Below are 17,471 nucleotides of genomic sequence, written 5' to 3'. Positions count from 1 at the left end.
AGTATATATCTTAGTTATTATTATAACGAAAAAAATTAACCATACAAATCGCTTTTGCGGTTGTACGGTTAATTCTGATTATAGTTTAGTTGATACTACGCAACTGATACCTTTAAGTTTGTAATCTTCTTTGCTACCCTGATTAAGAAGAGGCACGAAAAGATCAACATCTTTAAACTCACGCACGGCATAAGAAACATTCAAGTATGTATCTTGTCCAATCTTGTTACTTATACCTGCTTCCCAGAATAAAGTGTCGCTGCCTGCGATATAGGCAGCAAATAGTGATGACTTATCATTAAGTTTTTTAGAACCGGTTATACCAACATGCATACCTGAAACTTTAGCTTCACTAATTAAATTATTATAAGATACCTTATTTTGCACCCAGCCGGTAACTATCGAAAATTCAGGACTTATCCGATACAGAAGATTAATTTCGTGCAAATCGGAAATGCCGTGAATTGTATGCCCTATAGCAGAAAAATCTTCTGAAACAAAATGGCCACCTTTGTACTGAAGCGCAAAATTGTTTCCCAGACCAGTAGCTACAGCATATTTGAAGCCGGATTTGCCGTCCACCGAATCGTCTATGGCCCCTTTTCCATTAAAAGTCGAATTCAATGTGCTACCAAGCTCAACCGTTACCGCACCTGGCGTATAATCAATCGACGGCGAGGCAAATGCTGCAGTTCCTGCGAAAACTAATCCTAATGTTGCTGCTATAATTTTTTTCAAGTAAAAACTTCCTCCTCTGACTTTTAAAAGCTGGATATATCACCTGGTTATTATATCCACTCCTATATAATACCACAAAAATGATAGTTGTAAACTTGAGCTAAACAGTCAACGCCTGATTTGCTTTTCGGCAAATCAGGCGTCTTTATTTACGTACATTTATTTTTGTGAGGGAAGACTATCTTTTATTTCTTCGACAAATATTTCCGGATATCAAAGGCTACGGCAGCAACGATGATTAAACCTTTGATAATAAGCTGCCAGTATGGATTCATACCAATAAATGTAAGGCCGTAATTGATTACACCGAAGATGAGGACACCTGCCAGTATTCCTGGCACAGTTCCAATTCCACCAGCTGTCGAAACGCCGCCGACAACACAGGCCGCAATGGCATCTAGTTCGTACATATTACCGTAGTTATTAGTAGCACCACCGGTTCGCGCGGCCTCCAGAACACCAGCTAAACCATAGAGGGCGCCAGCAATAGAATATAAAATAAGTAAGTTAAGACCAACATTAATACCTGACACTACGGCAGCGTTCACATTGCCACCAATAGCGTACATATTCTTTCCCAGCCTGGTTTTATTAAATATAACCCAGACAAGAAAAGCAATTAAAGCCGCAATAATAACAATATAGGGTATAGAATAAGGCCCTGTACCTAAGGCTCCCGAACCAATCTCAGTAAAGTCAGGTCGAAGCCCGCCAATTGGTTGTGACTCGTTAGGCTTCATATCAAAGTAGATGGAGTTTACTCCATAAATAATAACCATTGTTCCCAAAGTAGCAATAAATGGCGGAACACTTAGTTTAGCAACAATAAAACCGTTAATTATACCAACAACAAGCCCTGCAAGCACAGCCAGCAAAATGGGCAGCCATAACGGCAGATCTGGTATGTCAGGGTAAAACCGGCGCGAGTAGTCTGCCACTTGTAGCATAGAAGCTGACAGTACCGCCGTTAAGCCAACAACCCGGCCTGTTGACAAATCAACACCGCCTGTAATCAAGACAAACGCTGCTCCCAAAGCGATAATTACCCGTGTAGAGGATTGAAGCAAGATATCACGAATGGTTGTGACTGATAAAAAGCGCGGATCATACACAGCAATGGCAATTATCAGGACAATAAGCACAATATAGATGGCATGCTGCATAAAAAAGTCTTTTATCTTGTTTGCGTCAAAATTCACTGCATGTAACCTCCTTTTATACCATACGCTGGGTAGCAAGGCGCATAATCTCTTCTTCTGTCGCTTTCTTCCCATCAACAATGCCAGTGACCCGGCCCTCGCACATAACCATAATACGGTCAGACATACCTAAGAGTTCCGGCATTTCTGACGTAATCATAATGATGCTTTTACCCTGTTTGGCAAGTTCTACGATGATGGTATATATCTCAAACTTTGCTCCAACATCGATACCTCGCGTTGGCTCATCAAGGAGCAATATCTCTGGTTCGGTTAACAGCCATCTGGCCAACAGAACTTTTTGCTGGTTACCACCTGAAAGGTTTTTAATCTGAGTTTTAAGCGTAGGTGTTTTCACCTGTAATTTTTGAATGCTCTGCGCTGCATCTGCTTTGCGTAAGGTGTCATTAAGCAGAAAATATCTTGTTTCATATTTGGCCTGTTTCGCAATAGCCGTATTTTCTAGAACAGATAATACAGGAAATATACCGGTGACCCGCCGTTCCTCAGTCAGCAAAGCCATTTTGTGATCTTTAGCATCAGCAGCAGATCTAATTTTTACTTCTTTCCCTTTAATATAGAACCTGCCTGAAGCCAGGGAACGAAGTCCAAACAGCGCTTCAATGAGCTCGGTTCGTTGCGCACCAACCAACCCGCCTATGCCCAGCACTTCTCCTTTTTTCAGTTCAAAGCTGACCTTTTTAAAAGATTTCGGCAATTGGGAAGTGAGGTCTTCTACTTTTAACACTACATCTCCTGGTACATTGCTCCGCTCTGGGAAACGTTGCGTAAGATCTCGTCCTACCATCTTAGAGATAATCATATCTGTCGTCATTTCAGTTGCCTGCCAAGTGCCAATCTTACGGCCATCGCGCATAATAGTGACTTCATCCGAAATTTCCAGGATCTCTTCCATTTTGTGCGATATATAAATAATCGCTACTCCTCGTTTCTTTAAGTCACGAATGATTTTAAAGAGTTGCTCTACTTCATTTCCTGTCAAAGATGATGTAGGTTCATCCATTACAATGACTCTAGAGTTAAAGGAGACGGCTTTTGCAATTTCAATTGACTGAATCTTGGATACAGACAAGCTACCCACAAGTGTTGTCGGTTTTATGTCCATTTCAAGTTCTTTAAAAAGTGCCTCTGTGTCTTTAATCATCTTAGTTTCATCAATAAATTGGAACGGTCCAAACCCTTTTACAGGAAACCGCCCCAGCCAGATGTTTTCCATAACATTCCGGTGCGGAACCGGGTGCAATTCTTGGTGAATCATAGAAATTCCATTAGTAAGCGCATCTTTTGAGTTATTAATATCTGTCTTTTTACCATTTAGAAATATCTCGCCGGAGTCAGGTTTGTATATCCCAAAGAGGCATTTCATCAGTGTCGATTTCCCCGCGCCGTTTTCGCCCATAAGGGCATGCACCGTACCTGCACGTACCTTTATCGTAACATCATCAAGCGCTTTCACACCGGGAAATTCTTTGGAGATGTTATTCATTTCGAGAAAAACCGGAGTTTCGATCATTATAGCGCCTCTCTTCCCGCGGCTTGTTGCCTATTTAAAGCAAAGGGGCAAAGTAAGCATACCTTGCCCCCTTTTGGATTCATTACTAGCAAAGGTTATTTAGCTTCATTAATGTTTTCTTTGGTAATCTTCTTATAAGCAACCCACACATACTTGCCATCAACAATATCAAAACCAGTGTTCTCTTTACTTGGAGTCTGACCTTGGGCTAGAGCATTGGCGATATTGAAGGTAGCTTTGCCCTGGTTATTGGCATCGTTCAGAACGGTACCCAGGAGAGTGCCTTCTTCTAGAGCCTTGAGGGCTGGGGCCGTAGCGTCAACGCCTACGACTGGAATAAACTTGCCATCCTTAAAGTAGCCTTTTGCTTTAAGGGCCTCAATAGCCCCCAGCGCCATATCATCATTATTAGCAAATACAGCTTCAATTTTGTCGCCGTTAGCAGCAAGGAACGCGGCCATTTTTTCCTGACCTTTTACGCGATCCCACATACCGGTATCTTCAGCAACCTTTTGCACTTTGATGCCGGCATCTTCAACAGCTTTTACCGAAAACTTGGTGCGAAGTTCAGCATCTTGATGACCTGGTTCGCCTTTCAACATAACATACTGCAGTACGCCGTCCTTGTTTTTGTCCATTTCAGGATGCGCTTTCCAGTAATCAACAATGAGTTTACCAGAGATAGTACCCGATTCCTCTGCTTTAGCGCCTACATAGTAAACTTTGTCCCATTTCTTCATATCTTCAGGTAGAGGCTCGCGGTTAAAGAAAACAACTGGGGTGTTTGCTTTTTTGGCTTTATCAATAATTACGCTGGCAGCAGTACGGTCGACTGGGTTGATGGCAAGCGCATTTACTTTCTTGGTAATGAAAAGGTCTACCTTGTCATTTTGGGTCGGCTGCGAGTTTTGGCTGTCAACAATATCTACTTGGGCTTTGCCCTCCGCAGCTTTGGAAATAGCATTACGGACACCAGTCATAAACGTGTCGTCAAACTTGTAGATAGCTACGCCAATAACAGATTTAGCCTTGTCCCCCGCAGGTGCAGATTGCTGTGAACCGCCGCATCCTGCTGCCATTAGGCTCGCAAGCAATGTAGAAACGATAAGTCCTTTCATGTACCTTTTCACTAAAAAACCCCCTCATTTTTTGGATCACTATCTATTATAAAGTAGAGATATCGGCCGGTTATCCCCACCCTATAATCCCACGTAAACCCTTTGTTGCCTCTTCTGATAAATTTTGCTATTTATACCAAATATATGAAATTCCTCAGGATTATAGTATAACTACCAAAAGATTCTGTCAATATATTTCTGGCCAAGCTATCCTAGCCAACATCTGTTATATTCCCGGCTAATTCTGAGAACACCATATCAGCTGCACCTTTCATGGTATTTTCGCTTGTTTGGGTAGAATATTTAATTTCAAGTACACTGCTGCAGCTCTCAAAAGACCTGAGGGCCACCATGTCCCAGACTGTCCTTTCAATATACTGCTGCGCCTTGGCCAACCCACCGCCAATAACCACAAGTTCGGGGTTAAAGACATTGACTAAATTTGCAATGCCAATGCCCAGATAACCGGCGACACGGCTAAGCATATTAATCGCTAAATGATCACCTAAATCAGCAGCATGGTAGATATCCTCCGCGGTAACTGCATCCAGATCTCCGTTCACGATACCTGAGATCAACGAAGTCTGACCAGAGCGTACTGCATTTATCACCAAATCTACCAGCGCAGTCTCAGAAGCCATAGCCTCCATACAGCCAGAATTACCACAACTGCATAGCGGACCGGAAACATCAATGACAGTATGGCCAACCTCTCCCGCACTGCCGTTAATCCCCCGATAGAGGGAACCATTGAACATAATGCCGCCGCCAATACCGTGACCGACTTTGAGTAAAACCATGTTATTAGCGTCCTTTGCAACACCGAAATAATATTCGCCGTAAGCTAGAACATGGGAGTCGTTTTCGATAAAAGCAGGCAGGCGATTCTTTTCTTCAATAATATATTTTAGTGGTACATTCTTCCAGCCAATATTAGGGGCGAACACCGAGATACCTTCTTGTGTCCTAACCGGGCCGCGTATGACAACACCAACAGCCATAAGCGTTGTAGTGGCTGCCTGGCGGCATTGATCAATAACCGCCAGTATCTGCTGTATTACAGCTTCATAGCTCAGCCCTTTGATACTGACTGTCAGCTCAAAATGTACCCCAAACGCCGTATCAACTACGTAACCAATCATTTTAAATGAGCGGATATGAATAATAATTACCTGACCGGCAGCCGGGTTAATCTTTAACAGCAGCGGGCGCCGCCCACCGCTTGACGCCCCCATCATGTAATCGTTAACAAGTCCTGCGTCCAATAGCTTATTGGTAATATTGGTTACTGTCGGAGGTGTCAGGCCGGTGAATCTTGCAATATCGGCCCTCGATACGGGTCCATGCCGCCTGATGATGTTAAAGATTTGCTCAGCATTAGGGCTCTGTACAGACATGGTCTCACCCTCAACCGGAAAATCCGTCAGGATTTCCCTTATGCCACCGCCAAGCTGTGGCAATTATGTTTTTGATATCGGTATATTCGGGCTGCCAACCCAAATCCTGACGAATCTTCCCTGAACTGGCCACTAGCACAGCAGGGTCGCCGGCACGCCGTGGTGCCACCTCTTTAGGAGCCGCCATGCCTGTTACAGATTCCGCTGTCTCAATGATTTCTTTAACAGTGAAGCCACTGCCGTTGCCAAGATTATATATGTCCGACTCGTGTCCATTATACAGGGCTTTAAGAGCTAAAACATGGGCCTGACCCAAATCGTTCACATGAACGTAATCCCGCACACAGGTACCATCCTTAGTAGGGTAATCATCGCCAAAAATCTTAAGTCTGTCAGTTTTTCCGAGACAAGCTTTGAGGACAAGCGGTATTAAGTGGGTTTCCGGCTGGTGATCTTCACCAATATCACCGGCAGTATCAGCACCGCAGGCATTAAAGTAACGAAGAGCAATGTATTTGAGACCATAAGTCCGTGAATAATCAGCCATCGCGTTTTCCATAATGAGCTTAGTCCGGCCATAGACATTAGTAGGGTTTTTCATCACATCTTCAGTGATAGGCGAGGTGTCTGGTTCGCCATACACTGCCGCTGTGGAGGAGAATACCAGCTTATTCACACCATTTGCCATCATAACATCTAACAAGTTCAAAGTCCCTACAACATTATTATGGTAGTAGTCCCGCGGATTGACCATTGAAACACCTACCAGGCTGTAGGCCGCAAAATGGACGACAGAGTTAATCTCATAGCGTTTAATTGTATCGGCAAGCAAGGTACTATCAAAAATGTCGCCTTCAACAAATGTACTGTTTTTTACTGCATCCCGGTGGCCTGTAACCAGGTTGTCGTACACTACAACGTTACTGCCTGCCTTTTCTAAGAGCCGCACGGTATGTGAGCCAATATAGCCCGCGCCTCCGGTTACCAAAACATTCATGACAGTGCCTCCAAATTAATAATAAGATACCATTCCAGTGCAGCTCCCGTGGCTATCGACTGCAATGTATTTAGCCTATGAGCAACCTCAAGTGAGTCGTAATAGCCTGTAGCCGGTTCGAGTGCACAGTTATATTCGTCTTTAAACCCGCCTTGGTTGATCCATACACCAAGATACGGGACTATCTCTGTGGGAAAATACAATGTGTAGCGAAGTTGATTATTATTTAGCGTTAAAGCTGCCTGACCTTGCTTGACCCTGCCATTAACGTAAATCTTCTCCGTATTCTTGGCAGACTTAGGCTTAATCCGGTCGATGCAGCAGTTACTACCCTTGCTGCTGATAGTCATTGGGAAACTATGTTCAGTATTGGCCGGGCCTAACATTGCACTGTTATGTACATTAATTACGCGGTCTGTTTCAGGAAGAATAATCCGCGTATTTTCGTCACAGGCGGCCAAGCCATGAAATGCCCATATGCCGTAAAGTTCCTCATCGCCTGTGTTTATCACCCTGTAATCCATGCGTACGCCGCTTCTTTCCAGCGTAATCGTCCGATTAAATTCATAAGGCAGGGACTTACCTTGCACGCGTGATAGTAACTTCTCACCTGCAGCCGTTACACTCCACGGTATGCTCCACAGGTCGCCATGGTCAGGTATTTGCGTGCCGGAATAGCCATGATACGGATACATGCAGGCGTCAATTGTAGGATACATTTCATCAGCCCCGGCAGTATCATACTCAGCAAAATTTGCACCATATCTACTCAAGCGAAACACGCCGTCAATTGGTTGAAAAAACACTTCGAAGTTTTGCGGCTTATAAAGTAATGAAGCGATTTTAGCACCTAGTTGAGGTAAGACAATTAGTTTAAGTGTCTCATTCTCGATGGCTACACCGTCAAGTCCCTTGTAACCTTCACTGTGAATGCTCATTTCAGCCACTTACCCTTCAAGCAGGCTGACACCGTTGGCAATACCAGCCACATAAAAATCAGCTTCCCGCCTGGTTCCTGCTCTGTACCCGGTGGCTACTGCAGACTTAAACTCCGCCAATTGGGCAGTTTTAACCAAGGCAATAGCGCAACCGCCAAAGCCGGCGCCAGTCATGCGTGCACCAATACACCCTGGCGCTGTAAGAGCGGTGTCAACTATGGCATCAAGCTCATACCCAGTTACTTCGTAGTCATTTTTAAGAGAAGTGTGTGACTGAGTCATTAATTCAGCAAAGCCGGCAATATCGCCTTTTTCCAGCAGATTAACGGCGGTATGAACCCGGTTATTCTCTGTTACAACATGCCTGGCCCGTCGACGCAGCACGTTATCGGTCAAATAAGTTTCAATATCAGCAAGGGTAGCTTGACAAAGATTAGTGATACGGCTATGCCTCTGGATGACAGCCAAGGCCTGTTCACACTCGCTGCGCCGTTCATTATATTTGGAATCAGACAGTTCGCGCTTTTTATTAGTATTCATTATGACCAGACTGCAATCATCCAGGGCAAATGGGATGTATTTATACCGTAACGTCTCACAATCAAGTAATATAGCACAATTTTCTTTACCCATAGCCACCGTGAATTGATCCATTATCCCGCAGTTAACCCCGATAAACTGGTTCTCTACCTTTTGACAAAACCTAGCAAGTTCAGCCCGGTCAACATGGTCGTCACCATTCACAGTGCGCAGCATAAAGGCTGTCAACACGAGCAAAGCGGCTGAAGAAGACAGTCCGGTGCCATCAGGCAGATTTCCGCAGAATAGGATATCACAGCCTTTAAGAGGTAAGCCACTATCCAAAAGCTGCTTGATAATGCCTTTGGGATAATTAGCCCAGCCGTCGGGGGAGTATTGTTCAATTAGCTTGTTTAAGTCAACCGTTACTAAAGGTGCGGTATTTAGTGACTTGAGGACAATCAGGCTGTCCTCGCGCAAGCGGATAGCACCATAGATACCAAGCGTCAGCGCTGCAGGGAAAACGTACCCACCGTTATAATCAATGTGCTCACCAATCAGATTAACCCGGCCTGGCGAAAAAAAATACTGTACCGGGTGACCGCCTGCCCCATACGCCTGGATAAATGCCGTCTTAAGAGTATCCACATTAATCATGCAGCTCCTCCTTTGCACGCACAAACCGCATATAGGCTTTTTTAAGAGTTACTGCCGTCTCCTCAACCGCCATAGGGTTACAAGCCGCCCATGCTCCCATTTCTGAAGAAGCATAGAATTTGATCTTATTCGCCTCTCTAAGCGGTGGATAAAACTCAATATGGAAGTGATAATAGCCCACAGCATCAGCATATTCAGCAGAATTTACCGGTGTCTGATGAATGCACATCATGTAGGGGAACAACTTGTCAAATAAAGCATCAAAAGCACCGGTAATGTTTTTCAGCATTTCGGCTAAATCCCGCTTTTCTGCCCTGTCCAGTTGAGTAATATTACCTTTGTGCTGTTTACTGACAATGAATACACCATAAGGATAGTCGGTAAAAAAGGGTAAATAGGCTAAGAAGCTGTTGTTCTCGGCAATGATTCGCTGTTTATAATCAGTTTCTTCCTTATTCATGTCGCAAATCAGGCAACGTCCATTGCCCTGATAATGCTCCCGGCAGCTGTTAAGCTCAACCTGGATTTTTTGCGGTACAAAGGGGTATGCGTAGATTTGACCATGAGGGTGCGGCATTGTCACACCCACTTCTTCGCCCCTGTTCTCAAACTGAAAAATATATTTTATCTTTGGATCTTTCGCCAATTCAACATATCGATCAGCTAACAAGTTAACTAATTTTTCTATATGATCAACAGATAGATTAGGCAAGGTTGCATGATGCTCAGGTGAGTATAAGATAACCTCGCACTTACCGTAGTTTTGCGCTGCCTGGTACGGCCCGCTAACCGGCAATTCTGGTTCTTCCGGGGTAAGGGATAAGGCCGGAAAATCGTTATCATATTTATATACTTCATAATTGTCAGGTACTTTGCCTGAGCCGGGACAGAACGGGCACCATTCTTTGGGAAGATGGGGCCTAGCCTGTCTATTTGATGCAACCATAGTCCAGGTTGAGAGTAAAGGGTTCCACCTAAGCTCCGCCATAGTTCGCCTCCAAAACATTACGAAAGTACTTTATTAAATATCTTACTAAGTCTTTGCCTAAATAATTCAGCACGAACTCCGAAATTCCTCTTTATTCTGAAAATTTTTCATATAAAGAAAACACGGCTTGCGCCGAGCCTTTGGCGAAAGCCGAAGCCGATGTTGCCCTTATCCAGGAGAAAGTTATACTTTCTATCAGGATAAAAAGACTTGGCCTAAGCCAAGTCCAATTTTAATATCTAATTTGCAATATTTCCGGCCAGATAGTCGATAAATTGTTTGGCAATCCGGCCAGAACGCCCTGAATGAGACATTTCCCACCGCAGCGCTTCGGACCGAAGCTCGGCACTCGTCAGGCAAATGCTACTTTTCCGGGCAATTTCTTCAACAATCTTGAAGTACTCTTCCTGGTTGGGTAACGTATAGAACAGAGTAACACCAAAACGGTCGGCAAGCGAGATCTTTTCGTTAACAGTATCCTGTCGATGTAATTCGCTGCCATCGCGATCATCCCATGTCTCTTTTACCAGATTCCGCCGGTTAGAGGTCGCATAGATCAGAACATTTTCCGGCCTTACCTCCACCCCGCCGTCTATAAGGGACTTTAAAATTTTATACTCTGCTTCATACTCCTCGAAAGATAAATCATCAATAAACAAGATAAACTTTTTGCCCCATTGCCTTAGCACTGTCATAATTTCAGGAATTTGCTTAAAGTCAGCTTTGGAAATCTCGATAATTCTGAGGCCCTTATCAAAGTAACGGTTGACTACAGCTTTTACTGAAGACGACTTGCCAGTACCTCTCGCCCCGACTAGCAGCACATTGTTGGCCGGTTTACCACTCATAAAGGCCTCGGTGTTACGGACAAGTTCGGCCTTTTGATATTCATAACCTACAATATCACCTAACTGCACCGGATCAGTATGCTCAATACCAACCAGTTCCCGCCGCTGAGAATCCCACTTAAATGCGCCATAACCAGCTAACCGGCCACAGCCGTAGCGGTTGTAGTATTGACTAAGGGCATTAACGACTTCCTCAGGTGTATGATTTTTCGACACATCCAGAAATAAGTCCCTTAGCAAAGCTAAGTTCCGGAATCGATCAGGTTTCTTGCCTTGGATCTCAGAGGCTGGAAGATAGCTATCAATAACTGCTTTGACTTCATCCCCAAATCGCGTTGCTAAATCATCTTTTAGCAGCGCTTTCAAAATTACAATATCATGGGCTACCGCCTTTGCCAGACTATTCCCCGCCCGAGCCCCAGCCTTTCCGGCAATACTGCTAAATACATTTTCGTCACACCCGAGCAGACACAATAAATAATTTTCCGGAATATTACCTGTCATTCCGTTTGCTTCAGCCCACTCAATAAGTCGAGCGCCAGTTGCATATTGGTTACAGGCAGCCTCCTGAGTACCGAGTGATTGTATACTTTTTACTAAACTATCATTAAGTAAGTTTCGGTAGATCAACAAGTTTTCAAGTTTGATACAGCTAGCTGTCACAATAAGTCCTCCCGTAAAAGTGTTGTGTAAAGACTTTTAATCAATAAACTGATCAATCGGTTGGCCAGGATATACCATCGGATTAACGATCAGATCAGTATCAATATCAACAATAATTACTGTCGGTACAGCAGACTCCAGGGCCTGGGTAAAAGCCGCTTCAAATTCATCTGGTGTAGACGCTGATAAAGCTACTGCACCACATGCCCCTACAAAGCCGGCAAAGTCAAATTCAGGCAGAAGTGTTGATGAATAACGCTTATCAAAAAATAATTGCTGCCACTGCCTCACCATTCCTAAAGAACGGTTGTTAATAAGCACACAAGCTAACGGCAACTGCTGATTGACAACAGTATGCAATTCCATTCCGGTCATTTTAAAAGCGCCATCACCGGCAATCAACACTACTTTCCTGTCCGGACAGCCAACTTGTGCCCCCATAGCTGCAGGTAAACCAAAGCCCATCGTTCCTAGACCGCCAGAGGTAATCCAACTTCGGGAACCGTTTATTTGCAGATGCTGCGCCGCCCACATCTGATTTTGGCCAACATCAGTAACCCACGTAACAGGCTGACCAGCTGTCGCCTCCGACATATGACGCATTATCCAAGGCGGGGTCAGGCGTTCCTTTTCGTAGACAAAAGGAAACTCACGCTGCCAATTTTCCACCTGCTCCCACCAAGCCGCCAAACGCTGATTATTTGCCGGTAAGCAATTAATCAATTGCGCTAAAGACTGACCCAGATTACCGGCAATAGTAATATCTGCCGTTATATTTTTATCAAACTCGGCCATATCAACATCAAAATGAATCACTGTCTTACCTACTGAATAACGCTTGGGATCGCCGGTTACCCTGTCACTGAACCGAGTTCCTACCGCCACAATAACATCAGCATGGCACACCGTCAAATTTGCGGTTTTATGGCCATGCATTCCTGTTAATCCCAAGAACCGGGAGTAATCCGACGGAAAAGCCCCCAGCCCCATCAGTGTACTCACTACTGGCATGCCGCTAAGTTCGGCAAGGTTTAGCACTTGCTGCTCAGCTTTACCGGCTTTAACTCCGCCGCCGATTATCATGACTGGCCGCTTCGCCGCCCCCAGAATCTTTCCTGCTGCTCGCACTTGCTCCGCTAGCGGGCCTTCTGCTGTTTGCTCTTCACAATTAGCAACCGCCGTTTCCGGGCAATATTCGATTGAACCCAATAGGATGTCTCGAGGAACATCGATAAGCACTGGTCCGGGGCGTCCACTCATGGCGATAGTAAATGCCTGCTGAATGCTCTGCGCCAGTGTTTCGATATCTCTTACGAGAAAGTTATGTTTAGTTATCGGCATAGTTATGCCGGTAATATCAATTTCCTGAAAGGCATCCCGCCCTAATAGTGTAGTAGCCACCTGTCCGGTAATGGCTACAACCGGCGAAGAATCCATAAATGCTGTTGCCAAACCTGTAACAAGATTTGTCGCCCCTGGCCCTGATGTGGCAATGCAGACTCCAACTCGCCCAGTAGCACGGGCGTAGCCATCGGCAGCGTGTGCTGCCCCCTGTTCATGTACAGGCAAAATATGCCGCAGCGGTGCATCGTACAAAGCGTCATATAAAGGCATTATCGCCCCTCCAGGGTAGCCAAATACGGTATCCACCCCTAGCCTGAGCAAACTATCAACAATTATTTTACTCCCTGTCATTCTCATTAACAGTTAGCCTCCCACGTAACAATCCTCGACCTTTACCACATCAACAAGTTTAGAGACATGACTAAATAGTTGCCGGGGCGCTGCCTGGCTGGTAACAACTGCGGTAACCTGAACATGTCCTTGGCAGGAGTCCGGCCCCACCGAAAGACTCTCAATGACATAACCCCTCCGGTATAAAAGCCCAGTCAGCCGTACAAGTGAATCTCCCTGTCTTTTCAATACGATTGAAATTCCTTGTTTCATGATAACGCCCCTTTCTTTTCTCCCTCTATCCCGCCCCGCGACCGCTTAGAAATGCCCAGATGCTAGGCGCCCCGGAAGATGCTGCCGCGCCGCGTACACAGAACGTACGCAAGCAAAGCATCTGAGGAGCAACAACGCAGATGGGTGTTTATAAGTGGTCGCCAAATAAAAACCGCCCCTGTTGCGTAGGTAAACCTACACAACAGGGGCGGAAAATTCCGCGGTACCACCCTGCTTTGCACTCATCCGCCGGCTATCACCAGCTGCTCCGTTAACGTAGAGCTTACGCCCCAGCTTACGGTGTTCCGGTAAAAAGATTTACGGACCACTTTGGGCAGGGAGTTCATGGGTGATTTAGAATAGCCACACCGCACCGGTTCGCACCAACCACCGGCTCTCTGCAACGGGTTACGTGTATATTCCGCTCCCAGTCATCACTGTTTTGAGTACAATATTAAATTCATGACTGTGCTGCAAACACATCAGCATATCTCAGTTATACTTTGTATACATTATCCCAAAGAATCAGGGTGTTGTCAAGAGTATCCTGTTACATTTTTTCCGTTTTTCTCGCATTATTACGACTGCACTGTAAAGTACACTCTATCCCACACAGGGTTCCTTGATGATGACTGGATAGTGCAGGTTTCTTTCTCATTGAGTATAGTTTTTCAATTTGAGCTGTCGATAGCTCCTGCGAACTGCCTAATTGCATGGATAAAAACGTCAGTTTTGCATAAAACTCAACTGATTCCAGTTTATGATAAGCATTAACTAAATCAGCTCCCCAGGCTAGTGCACCATGATTTGCCAACAGCACTGCATCAAACTGCTCCAAGTAACCTGCCACTGCCTCAGGTATCTCATTGGTAGAGGGTGTTCCATACTCGGCTACCGGCACACAGCCGAGAGCAACAATAGCTTCCGCGATCAACGGCTTATTTAGCGGTATCCGTGCGATAGCAAACGTAGTGGCATAAGGCGGATGAGCGTGTACAACAGCCTCGACATCAGGTCGATCTTTATACACCCGAAGATGCATTTTGAGTTCTGACGAAGGCCTCCATCTATCGTTTGCTACAAGTATGTTGCCTTCCATATCAACCTTAATCATCATCTCAGGCGTCATAAACCCCTTACTAACCCCAGTCGGAGTAGTAATAATCTCACTCCCGCTCAGTTTTACAGTAATATTTCCATCATTAGCTGCAACAAAACCGCTATCATACATACGCTTACCTATCTGGCATATTTGTTGTTTAATCACGTTTTCAAGCATATTTATTACGACCGCACTTTGCCAGTCATATGCTCGACAGCAACTTTTATTACGGTGGTTCTATCCCCTTGCTTTTGAACATATTCGGTCCCCTGCTCCATATGATCTGGGGCGTATTTGGCGATGAGCGCAAGCAGAGCCTCCTTTTTTTCCTGCCCCTGCACTTGGCTGGCCTGCCCAAAAATAATTACACTTTCATAGTTTGTCGTAAATTTTTCCGGTAATGATTTTTTGTCACCAACAACGCAAAAAGATACCTTACTATTAATAGCGATGTTATCTAATTTGTACCCTTCACCGGCACTGTGGAAATAAATGCTGCCATCTTTATATACATAACTAAGAGGCACACCGTAAGGGTAGCTATCCTGGTTTACCGTTGATAAAACACCGTACTCGCACTTCTCCAAAATTTTGACAGTATCTTCAGCTGTAGCTTGCCTATCAAGGCGTCTCATATGTTTAAACATCCCGTCACCCTCCATGCCATTTATTGGTATACTATATCAAACTCTATAGCAAAGGTAAATAGCAACAGGGTCAGACAATGCCTGACCCTGTTTACTATTGCTGACAGACAGGACAAAAAAAGGCGTTCCTGCCACCCACACGTTTAGTCTCAATCAGATGACTGCAGACATTACAGGGCTGGCCTGTCCGGTAAGCTACCTGTAAGTGGGGTTCAAACCCACCTGTAAAATTATCATCTGATGAAAATTTTTCTTCATATACGCCGCCGAATTTTATCGCCTTTGTCAAGACATCTCTAATAGAACGATATAGTTTCTGCCGCTCTGACTCAGTAAGCTGTGATGCTTTTCGTTCAGGCATAATCCGGCTGCAGAACAGGGTCTCATTAGAATACACGTTACCAATACCAGCAATAAATTCCTGGTCCAGCAGGAGCGGCTTAATCATACCTTTACGCTGTGCCAGCAATTCCAAAAATCTTTCCAGTGTAAAATCCTCTGAGAGCGGTTCAGGGCCGAGTCCGTCCAATTCAGGCATAGCATCCATGTTTACAGTAGGAACTAGATGAAGATAGCCCAGATTTAGTTTAAAGAAAGCTAACTGTTGACCCGAATTCAGAGTAAAAAGAACCGTAGGTCTCCCGGTTAGCTCTTCGCCAGGATAAAACAGCCGCACATACCCCTCAAGCATGAAATGCACAATAAGCGAATGCTCATTTGACAAACTTATGATGATTTGCTTAGCACGTCTTCTGATATCGGTGATCTGCTGACCGATTGTATCACTTACAAATTCTTGAACAGGCACGTTAAGCGCTTTTTCCCGACTGACAGTCACTTGCTCAATGACTTGACCTTTCGTCTTATGCTCAAGGTGAAGTCTTACAGTTTCAATTTCAGGAATTTCAGGCATAGAGCATCCCTTCCCTAATTTTGTTTTCTATGCATTTTGTCAACAACTGAAACAGTCCGACTTGCAGAGGCTAAGGGCCGGCTTGTCTCTTTTAGCTTAATCGCGGAAGGCCGGAACATCAGGTGATAGGCTAAGTCATTTCTGAAGCCAAGTTGTTCTAATACTACCTGTTTGGAAAAATCATTACTGTAGATAGTCGTACTGATAATACCACGGTTGCCGTTTGCCAATAATATGCTGATAGCTTTGTCAATGATGACTTGGCGTAAGGGTTCATGGGACGGATGGAGGATAAGGCTAAATACATGGTTGTTTGCTTTAAGATAGCTGTTAATTGTGAGCCAAGCCACCATTTTTCCTTCCTGTTCCACCACATAGTCTTGTTGCTGCTTCCGCATCAGGTTGTTCTTCAGCCATTCCAAGCTTCTGACCATCATACTGGGATTAAATTCGCCATAAGCCCGCTTAACCACCCTCCGTAAGGGTAGTGGAACTGATTCAAGGTATAACCGGTAGAGCTTGGCCCTGTCCGTTCCCTTCAGTTTCCTGAATCCGGTCAGCTCTGCGCCCTGCGTCGCTGACAAAAAATAACCTGAAAGCAAGGGCTTTTCATAGTGCAGTATTTCAGTTATTCGTTTAAACCCTAGCCGCCGGTAAAAGTTATAGGCTGGATTATCAACCCGAACTTCAAGCACAACATCATAATCATTGGCATCAGCAACATCATCGAGCAGTTTTGTTAAAACCCAGGTGCCCAGCCCTTGACCGCGATATGGTTTGCTGAAAGCTACATAGTCCACATGCAACTGGGTAGGATTAAGGTAGGATACCTGAATAAAACCAATCACCTGCCTTGCTATTTTAACAACATAAATATTGAAATGGTTTTTTACCCATACTGAAAACTTACTTAAAGGGTGCAGAATATAGTAAAACTGCCTGGCGCGATGGATGCGGCGTTTAATTTGTTCAATATCAACTTCGTCACCGAAAGCACTGGCAAACAATTTTTCCAATTGGTCTAAATCAAGCCGTTGTACTTTTTCAATAGTCACATGTTCGAACGTGTTGTCAGACATGGTTCTCTTCTCCTGTAATAGCTTATTCAACTATTATAGGTAATTCTTTTATCACCTATCCCCTAAATCCTCCTTTATCCGACGACCAAGCCGCTCTAAGACTCCCATCTTTCCTGTGCCCTTTAGGGTATACAAGTGGGAGTTATACCCAAAGGGCACAGGCGAGCGGCTAAGTCCCTGGATAAGG

At 44.7% G+C, this 17,471-nt stretch carries 16 protein-coding genes; all 16 read right to left on the bottom strand.

The genetic code is table 11. The annotated features are described in order from the left end of the window. Window positions 1-78: 78 nt before the first annotated feature. The gene (locus tag VN447_RS12860) at window positions 79-738 is read right to left on the bottom strand and encodes a hypothetical protein (RefSeq protein ID WP_325525753.1); all 660 of its coding nucleotides are present in this window, start codon (window positions 736-738) and stop codon (window positions 79-81) included. A 185-nt stretch (window positions 739-923) separates the two neighbouring features. Then, complete coding sequence (gene mglC / locus VN447_RS12855; protein ID WP_325525752.1) at window positions 924-1,937, bottom strand: galactose/methyl galactoside ABC transporter permease MglC; 1,014 nt, start codon at window positions 1,935-1,937, stop codon at window positions 924-926. Window positions 1,938-1,953: 16 nt separating this feature from the next. Continuing rightward, the gene (locus VN447_RS12850; RefSeq protein ID WP_325525751.1) at window positions 1,954-3,471 is read right to left on the bottom strand and encodes a sugar ABC transporter ATP-binding protein; all 1,518 of its coding nucleotides are present in this window, start codon (window positions 3,469-3,471) and stop codon (window positions 1,954-1,956) included. A gap of 95 nt (window positions 3,472-3,566) precedes the next feature. Beyond that, complete coding sequence (locus VN447_RS12845; RefSeq protein WP_325525750.1) at window positions 3,567-4,601, bottom strand: galactose ABC transporter substrate-binding protein; 1,035 nt, start codon at window positions 4,599-4,601, stop codon at window positions 3,567-3,569. Between the two features lie 200 nt (window positions 4,602-4,801). Continuing rightward, window positions 4,802-5,986, bottom strand: coding sequence for an ROK family transcriptional regulator (locus tag VN447_RS12840; protein WP_325525749.1), 1,185 nt, complete (start codon window positions 5,984-5,986; stop codon window positions 4,802-4,804). A 10-nt stretch (window positions 5,987-5,996) separates the two neighbouring features. Continuing rightward, on the bottom strand, window positions 5,997-6,983 hold the full coding sequence (gene galE / locus VN447_RS12835) for a UDP-glucose 4-epimerase GalE (protein ID WP_325525748.1): 987 nt from the start codon (window positions 6,981-6,983) through the stop codon (window positions 5,997-5,999). Beyond that, window positions 6,980-7,921 (bottom strand): hypothetical protein, encoded by a 942-nt coding sequence (locus tag VN447_RS12830; protein WP_325525747.1) that lies wholly within the window; start codon window positions 7,919-7,921, stop codon window positions 6,980-6,982. Before VN447_RS12830 ends, galE begins: the two co-directional genes overlap by 4 nt. Before the next feature lie 9 nt (window positions 7,922-7,930). Then, window positions 7,931-9,097, bottom strand: a complete 1,167-nt coding sequence (locus VN447_RS12825; RefSeq protein WP_325525746.1) for a galactokinase — start codon at window positions 9,095-9,097, stop codon at window positions 7,931-7,933. Further along, window positions 9,090-10,085 (bottom strand): galactose-1-phosphate uridylyltransferase, encoded by a 996-nt coding sequence (galT, locus tag VN447_RS12820; protein WP_325525745.1) that lies wholly within the window; start codon window positions 10,083-10,085, stop codon window positions 9,090-9,092. The genes VN447_RS12825 and galT overlap by 8 nt, the downstream gene beginning before the upstream one ends. A 239-nt stretch (window positions 10,086-10,324) precedes the next feature. Continuing rightward, the gene (locus VN447_RS12815; RefSeq protein WP_325525744.1) at window positions 10,325-11,596 is read right to left on the bottom strand and encodes an ATP-binding protein; all 1,272 of its coding nucleotides are present in this window, start codon (window positions 11,594-11,596) and stop codon (window positions 10,325-10,327) included. Window positions 11,597-11,632: 36 nt separating this feature from the next. Beyond that, window positions 11,633-13,297 (bottom strand): biosynthetic-type acetolactate synthase large subunit, encoded by a 1,665-nt coding sequence (gene ilvB, locus VN447_RS12810; protein ID WP_325525743.1) that lies wholly within the window; start codon window positions 13,295-13,297, stop codon window positions 11,633-11,635. A 6-nt stretch (window positions 13,298-13,303) separates the two neighbouring features. Then, entirely contained in the window at window positions 13,304-13,543 is a 240-nt protein-coding gene (locus VN447_RS12805; RefSeq protein ID WP_325525742.1) for an ACT domain-containing protein, read from the bottom strand. A 550-nt stretch (window positions 13,544-14,093) separates the two neighbouring features. Beyond that, window positions 14,094-14,822, bottom strand: a complete 729-nt coding sequence (locus VN447_RS12800) for a class II aldolase/adducin family protein (RefSeq protein ID WP_325525741.1) — start codon at window positions 14,820-14,822, stop codon at window positions 14,094-14,096. Between the two features lie 5 nt (window positions 14,823-14,827). Next, window positions 14,828-15,292: a pyridoxamine 5'-phosphate oxidase family protein gene (locus VN447_RS12795; protein ID WP_325525740.1), complete on the bottom strand. Its 465-nt coding sequence runs from the start codon at window positions 15,290-15,292 to the stop codon at window positions 14,828-14,830. A 94-nt stretch (window positions 15,293-15,386) separates the two neighbouring features. Further along, complete coding sequence (mutM, locus tag VN447_RS12790) at window positions 15,387-16,205, bottom strand: DNA-formamidopyrimidine glycosylase (protein ID WP_325525739.1); 819 nt, start codon at window positions 16,203-16,205, stop codon at window positions 15,387-15,389. 14 nt (window positions 16,206-16,219) lie between these two features. Continuing rightward, a complete protein-coding gene (locus tag VN447_RS12785) occupies window positions 16,220-17,284 on the bottom strand; it encodes a GNAT family N-acetyltransferase (protein ID WP_325525738.1) in 1,065 nt (354 codons plus the stop codon). Window positions 17,285-17,471: the final 187 nt, after the last annotated feature.

This window comes from Sporomusa sp., from assembly GCF_035561155.1.
In the GTDB taxonomy this organism is placed as follows: Bacteria; Bacillota; Negativicutes; order Sporomusales; family Sporomusaceae; genus Sporomusa.
The sequence above is the reverse complement of the archived record's forward strand: the minus strand, read 5'-3'. Positions and strand labels throughout refer to the sequence as shown.

Excerpts from the sequence above, each read along its gene's own strand:
- VN447_RS12840 (WP_325525749.1), bottom strand. The coding sequence starts at position 5,986 with ATGTCTGTACAGAGCCCTAATGCTGAGCAAATCTTTAACATCATCAGG.
- galT (WP_325525745.1), bottom strand. The coding sequence starts at position 10,085 with ATGGCGGAGCTTAGGTGGAACCCTTTACTCTCAACCTGGACTATGGTT.
- mutM (WP_325525739.1), bottom strand. The coding sequence starts at position 16,205 with ATGCCTGAAATTCCTGAAATTGAAACTGTAAGACTTCACCTTGAGCAT.
- VN447_RS12800 (WP_325525741.1), bottom strand. The coding sequence starts at position 14,822 with ATGCTTGAAAACGTGATTAAACAACAAATATGCCAGATAGGTAAGCGT.
- VN447_RS12795 (WP_325525740.1), bottom strand. The coding sequence starts at position 15,292 with ATGTTTAAACATATGAGACGCCTTGATAGGCAAGCTACAGCTGAAGAT.
- ilvB (WP_325525743.1), bottom strand. The coding sequence starts at position 13,297 with ATGAGAATGACAGGGAGTAAAATAATTGTTGATAGTTTGCTCAGGCTA.
- VN447_RS12805 (WP_325525742.1), bottom strand. The coding sequence starts at position 13,543 with ATGAAACAAGGAATTTCAATCGTATTGAAAAGACAGGGAGATTCACTT.
- VN447_RS12785 (WP_325525738.1), bottom strand. The coding sequence starts at position 17,284 with ATGTCTGACAACACGTTCGAACATGTGACTATTGAAAAAGTACAACGG.
- VN447_RS12830 (WP_325525747.1), bottom strand. The coding sequence starts at position 7,921 with ATGAGCATTCACAGTGAAGGTTACAAGGGACTTGACGGTGTAGCCATC.
- galE (WP_325525748.1), bottom strand. The coding sequence starts at position 6,983 with ATGAATGTTTTGGTAACCGGAGGCGCGGGCTATATTGGCTCACATACC.
- VN447_RS12850 (WP_325525751.1), bottom strand. The coding sequence starts at position 3,471 with ATGATCGAAACTCCGGTTTTTCTCGAAATGAATAACATCTCCAAAGAA.
- VN447_RS12825 (WP_325525746.1), bottom strand. The coding sequence starts at position 9,097 with ATGATTAATGTGGATACTCTTAAGACGGCATTTATCCAGGCGTATGGG.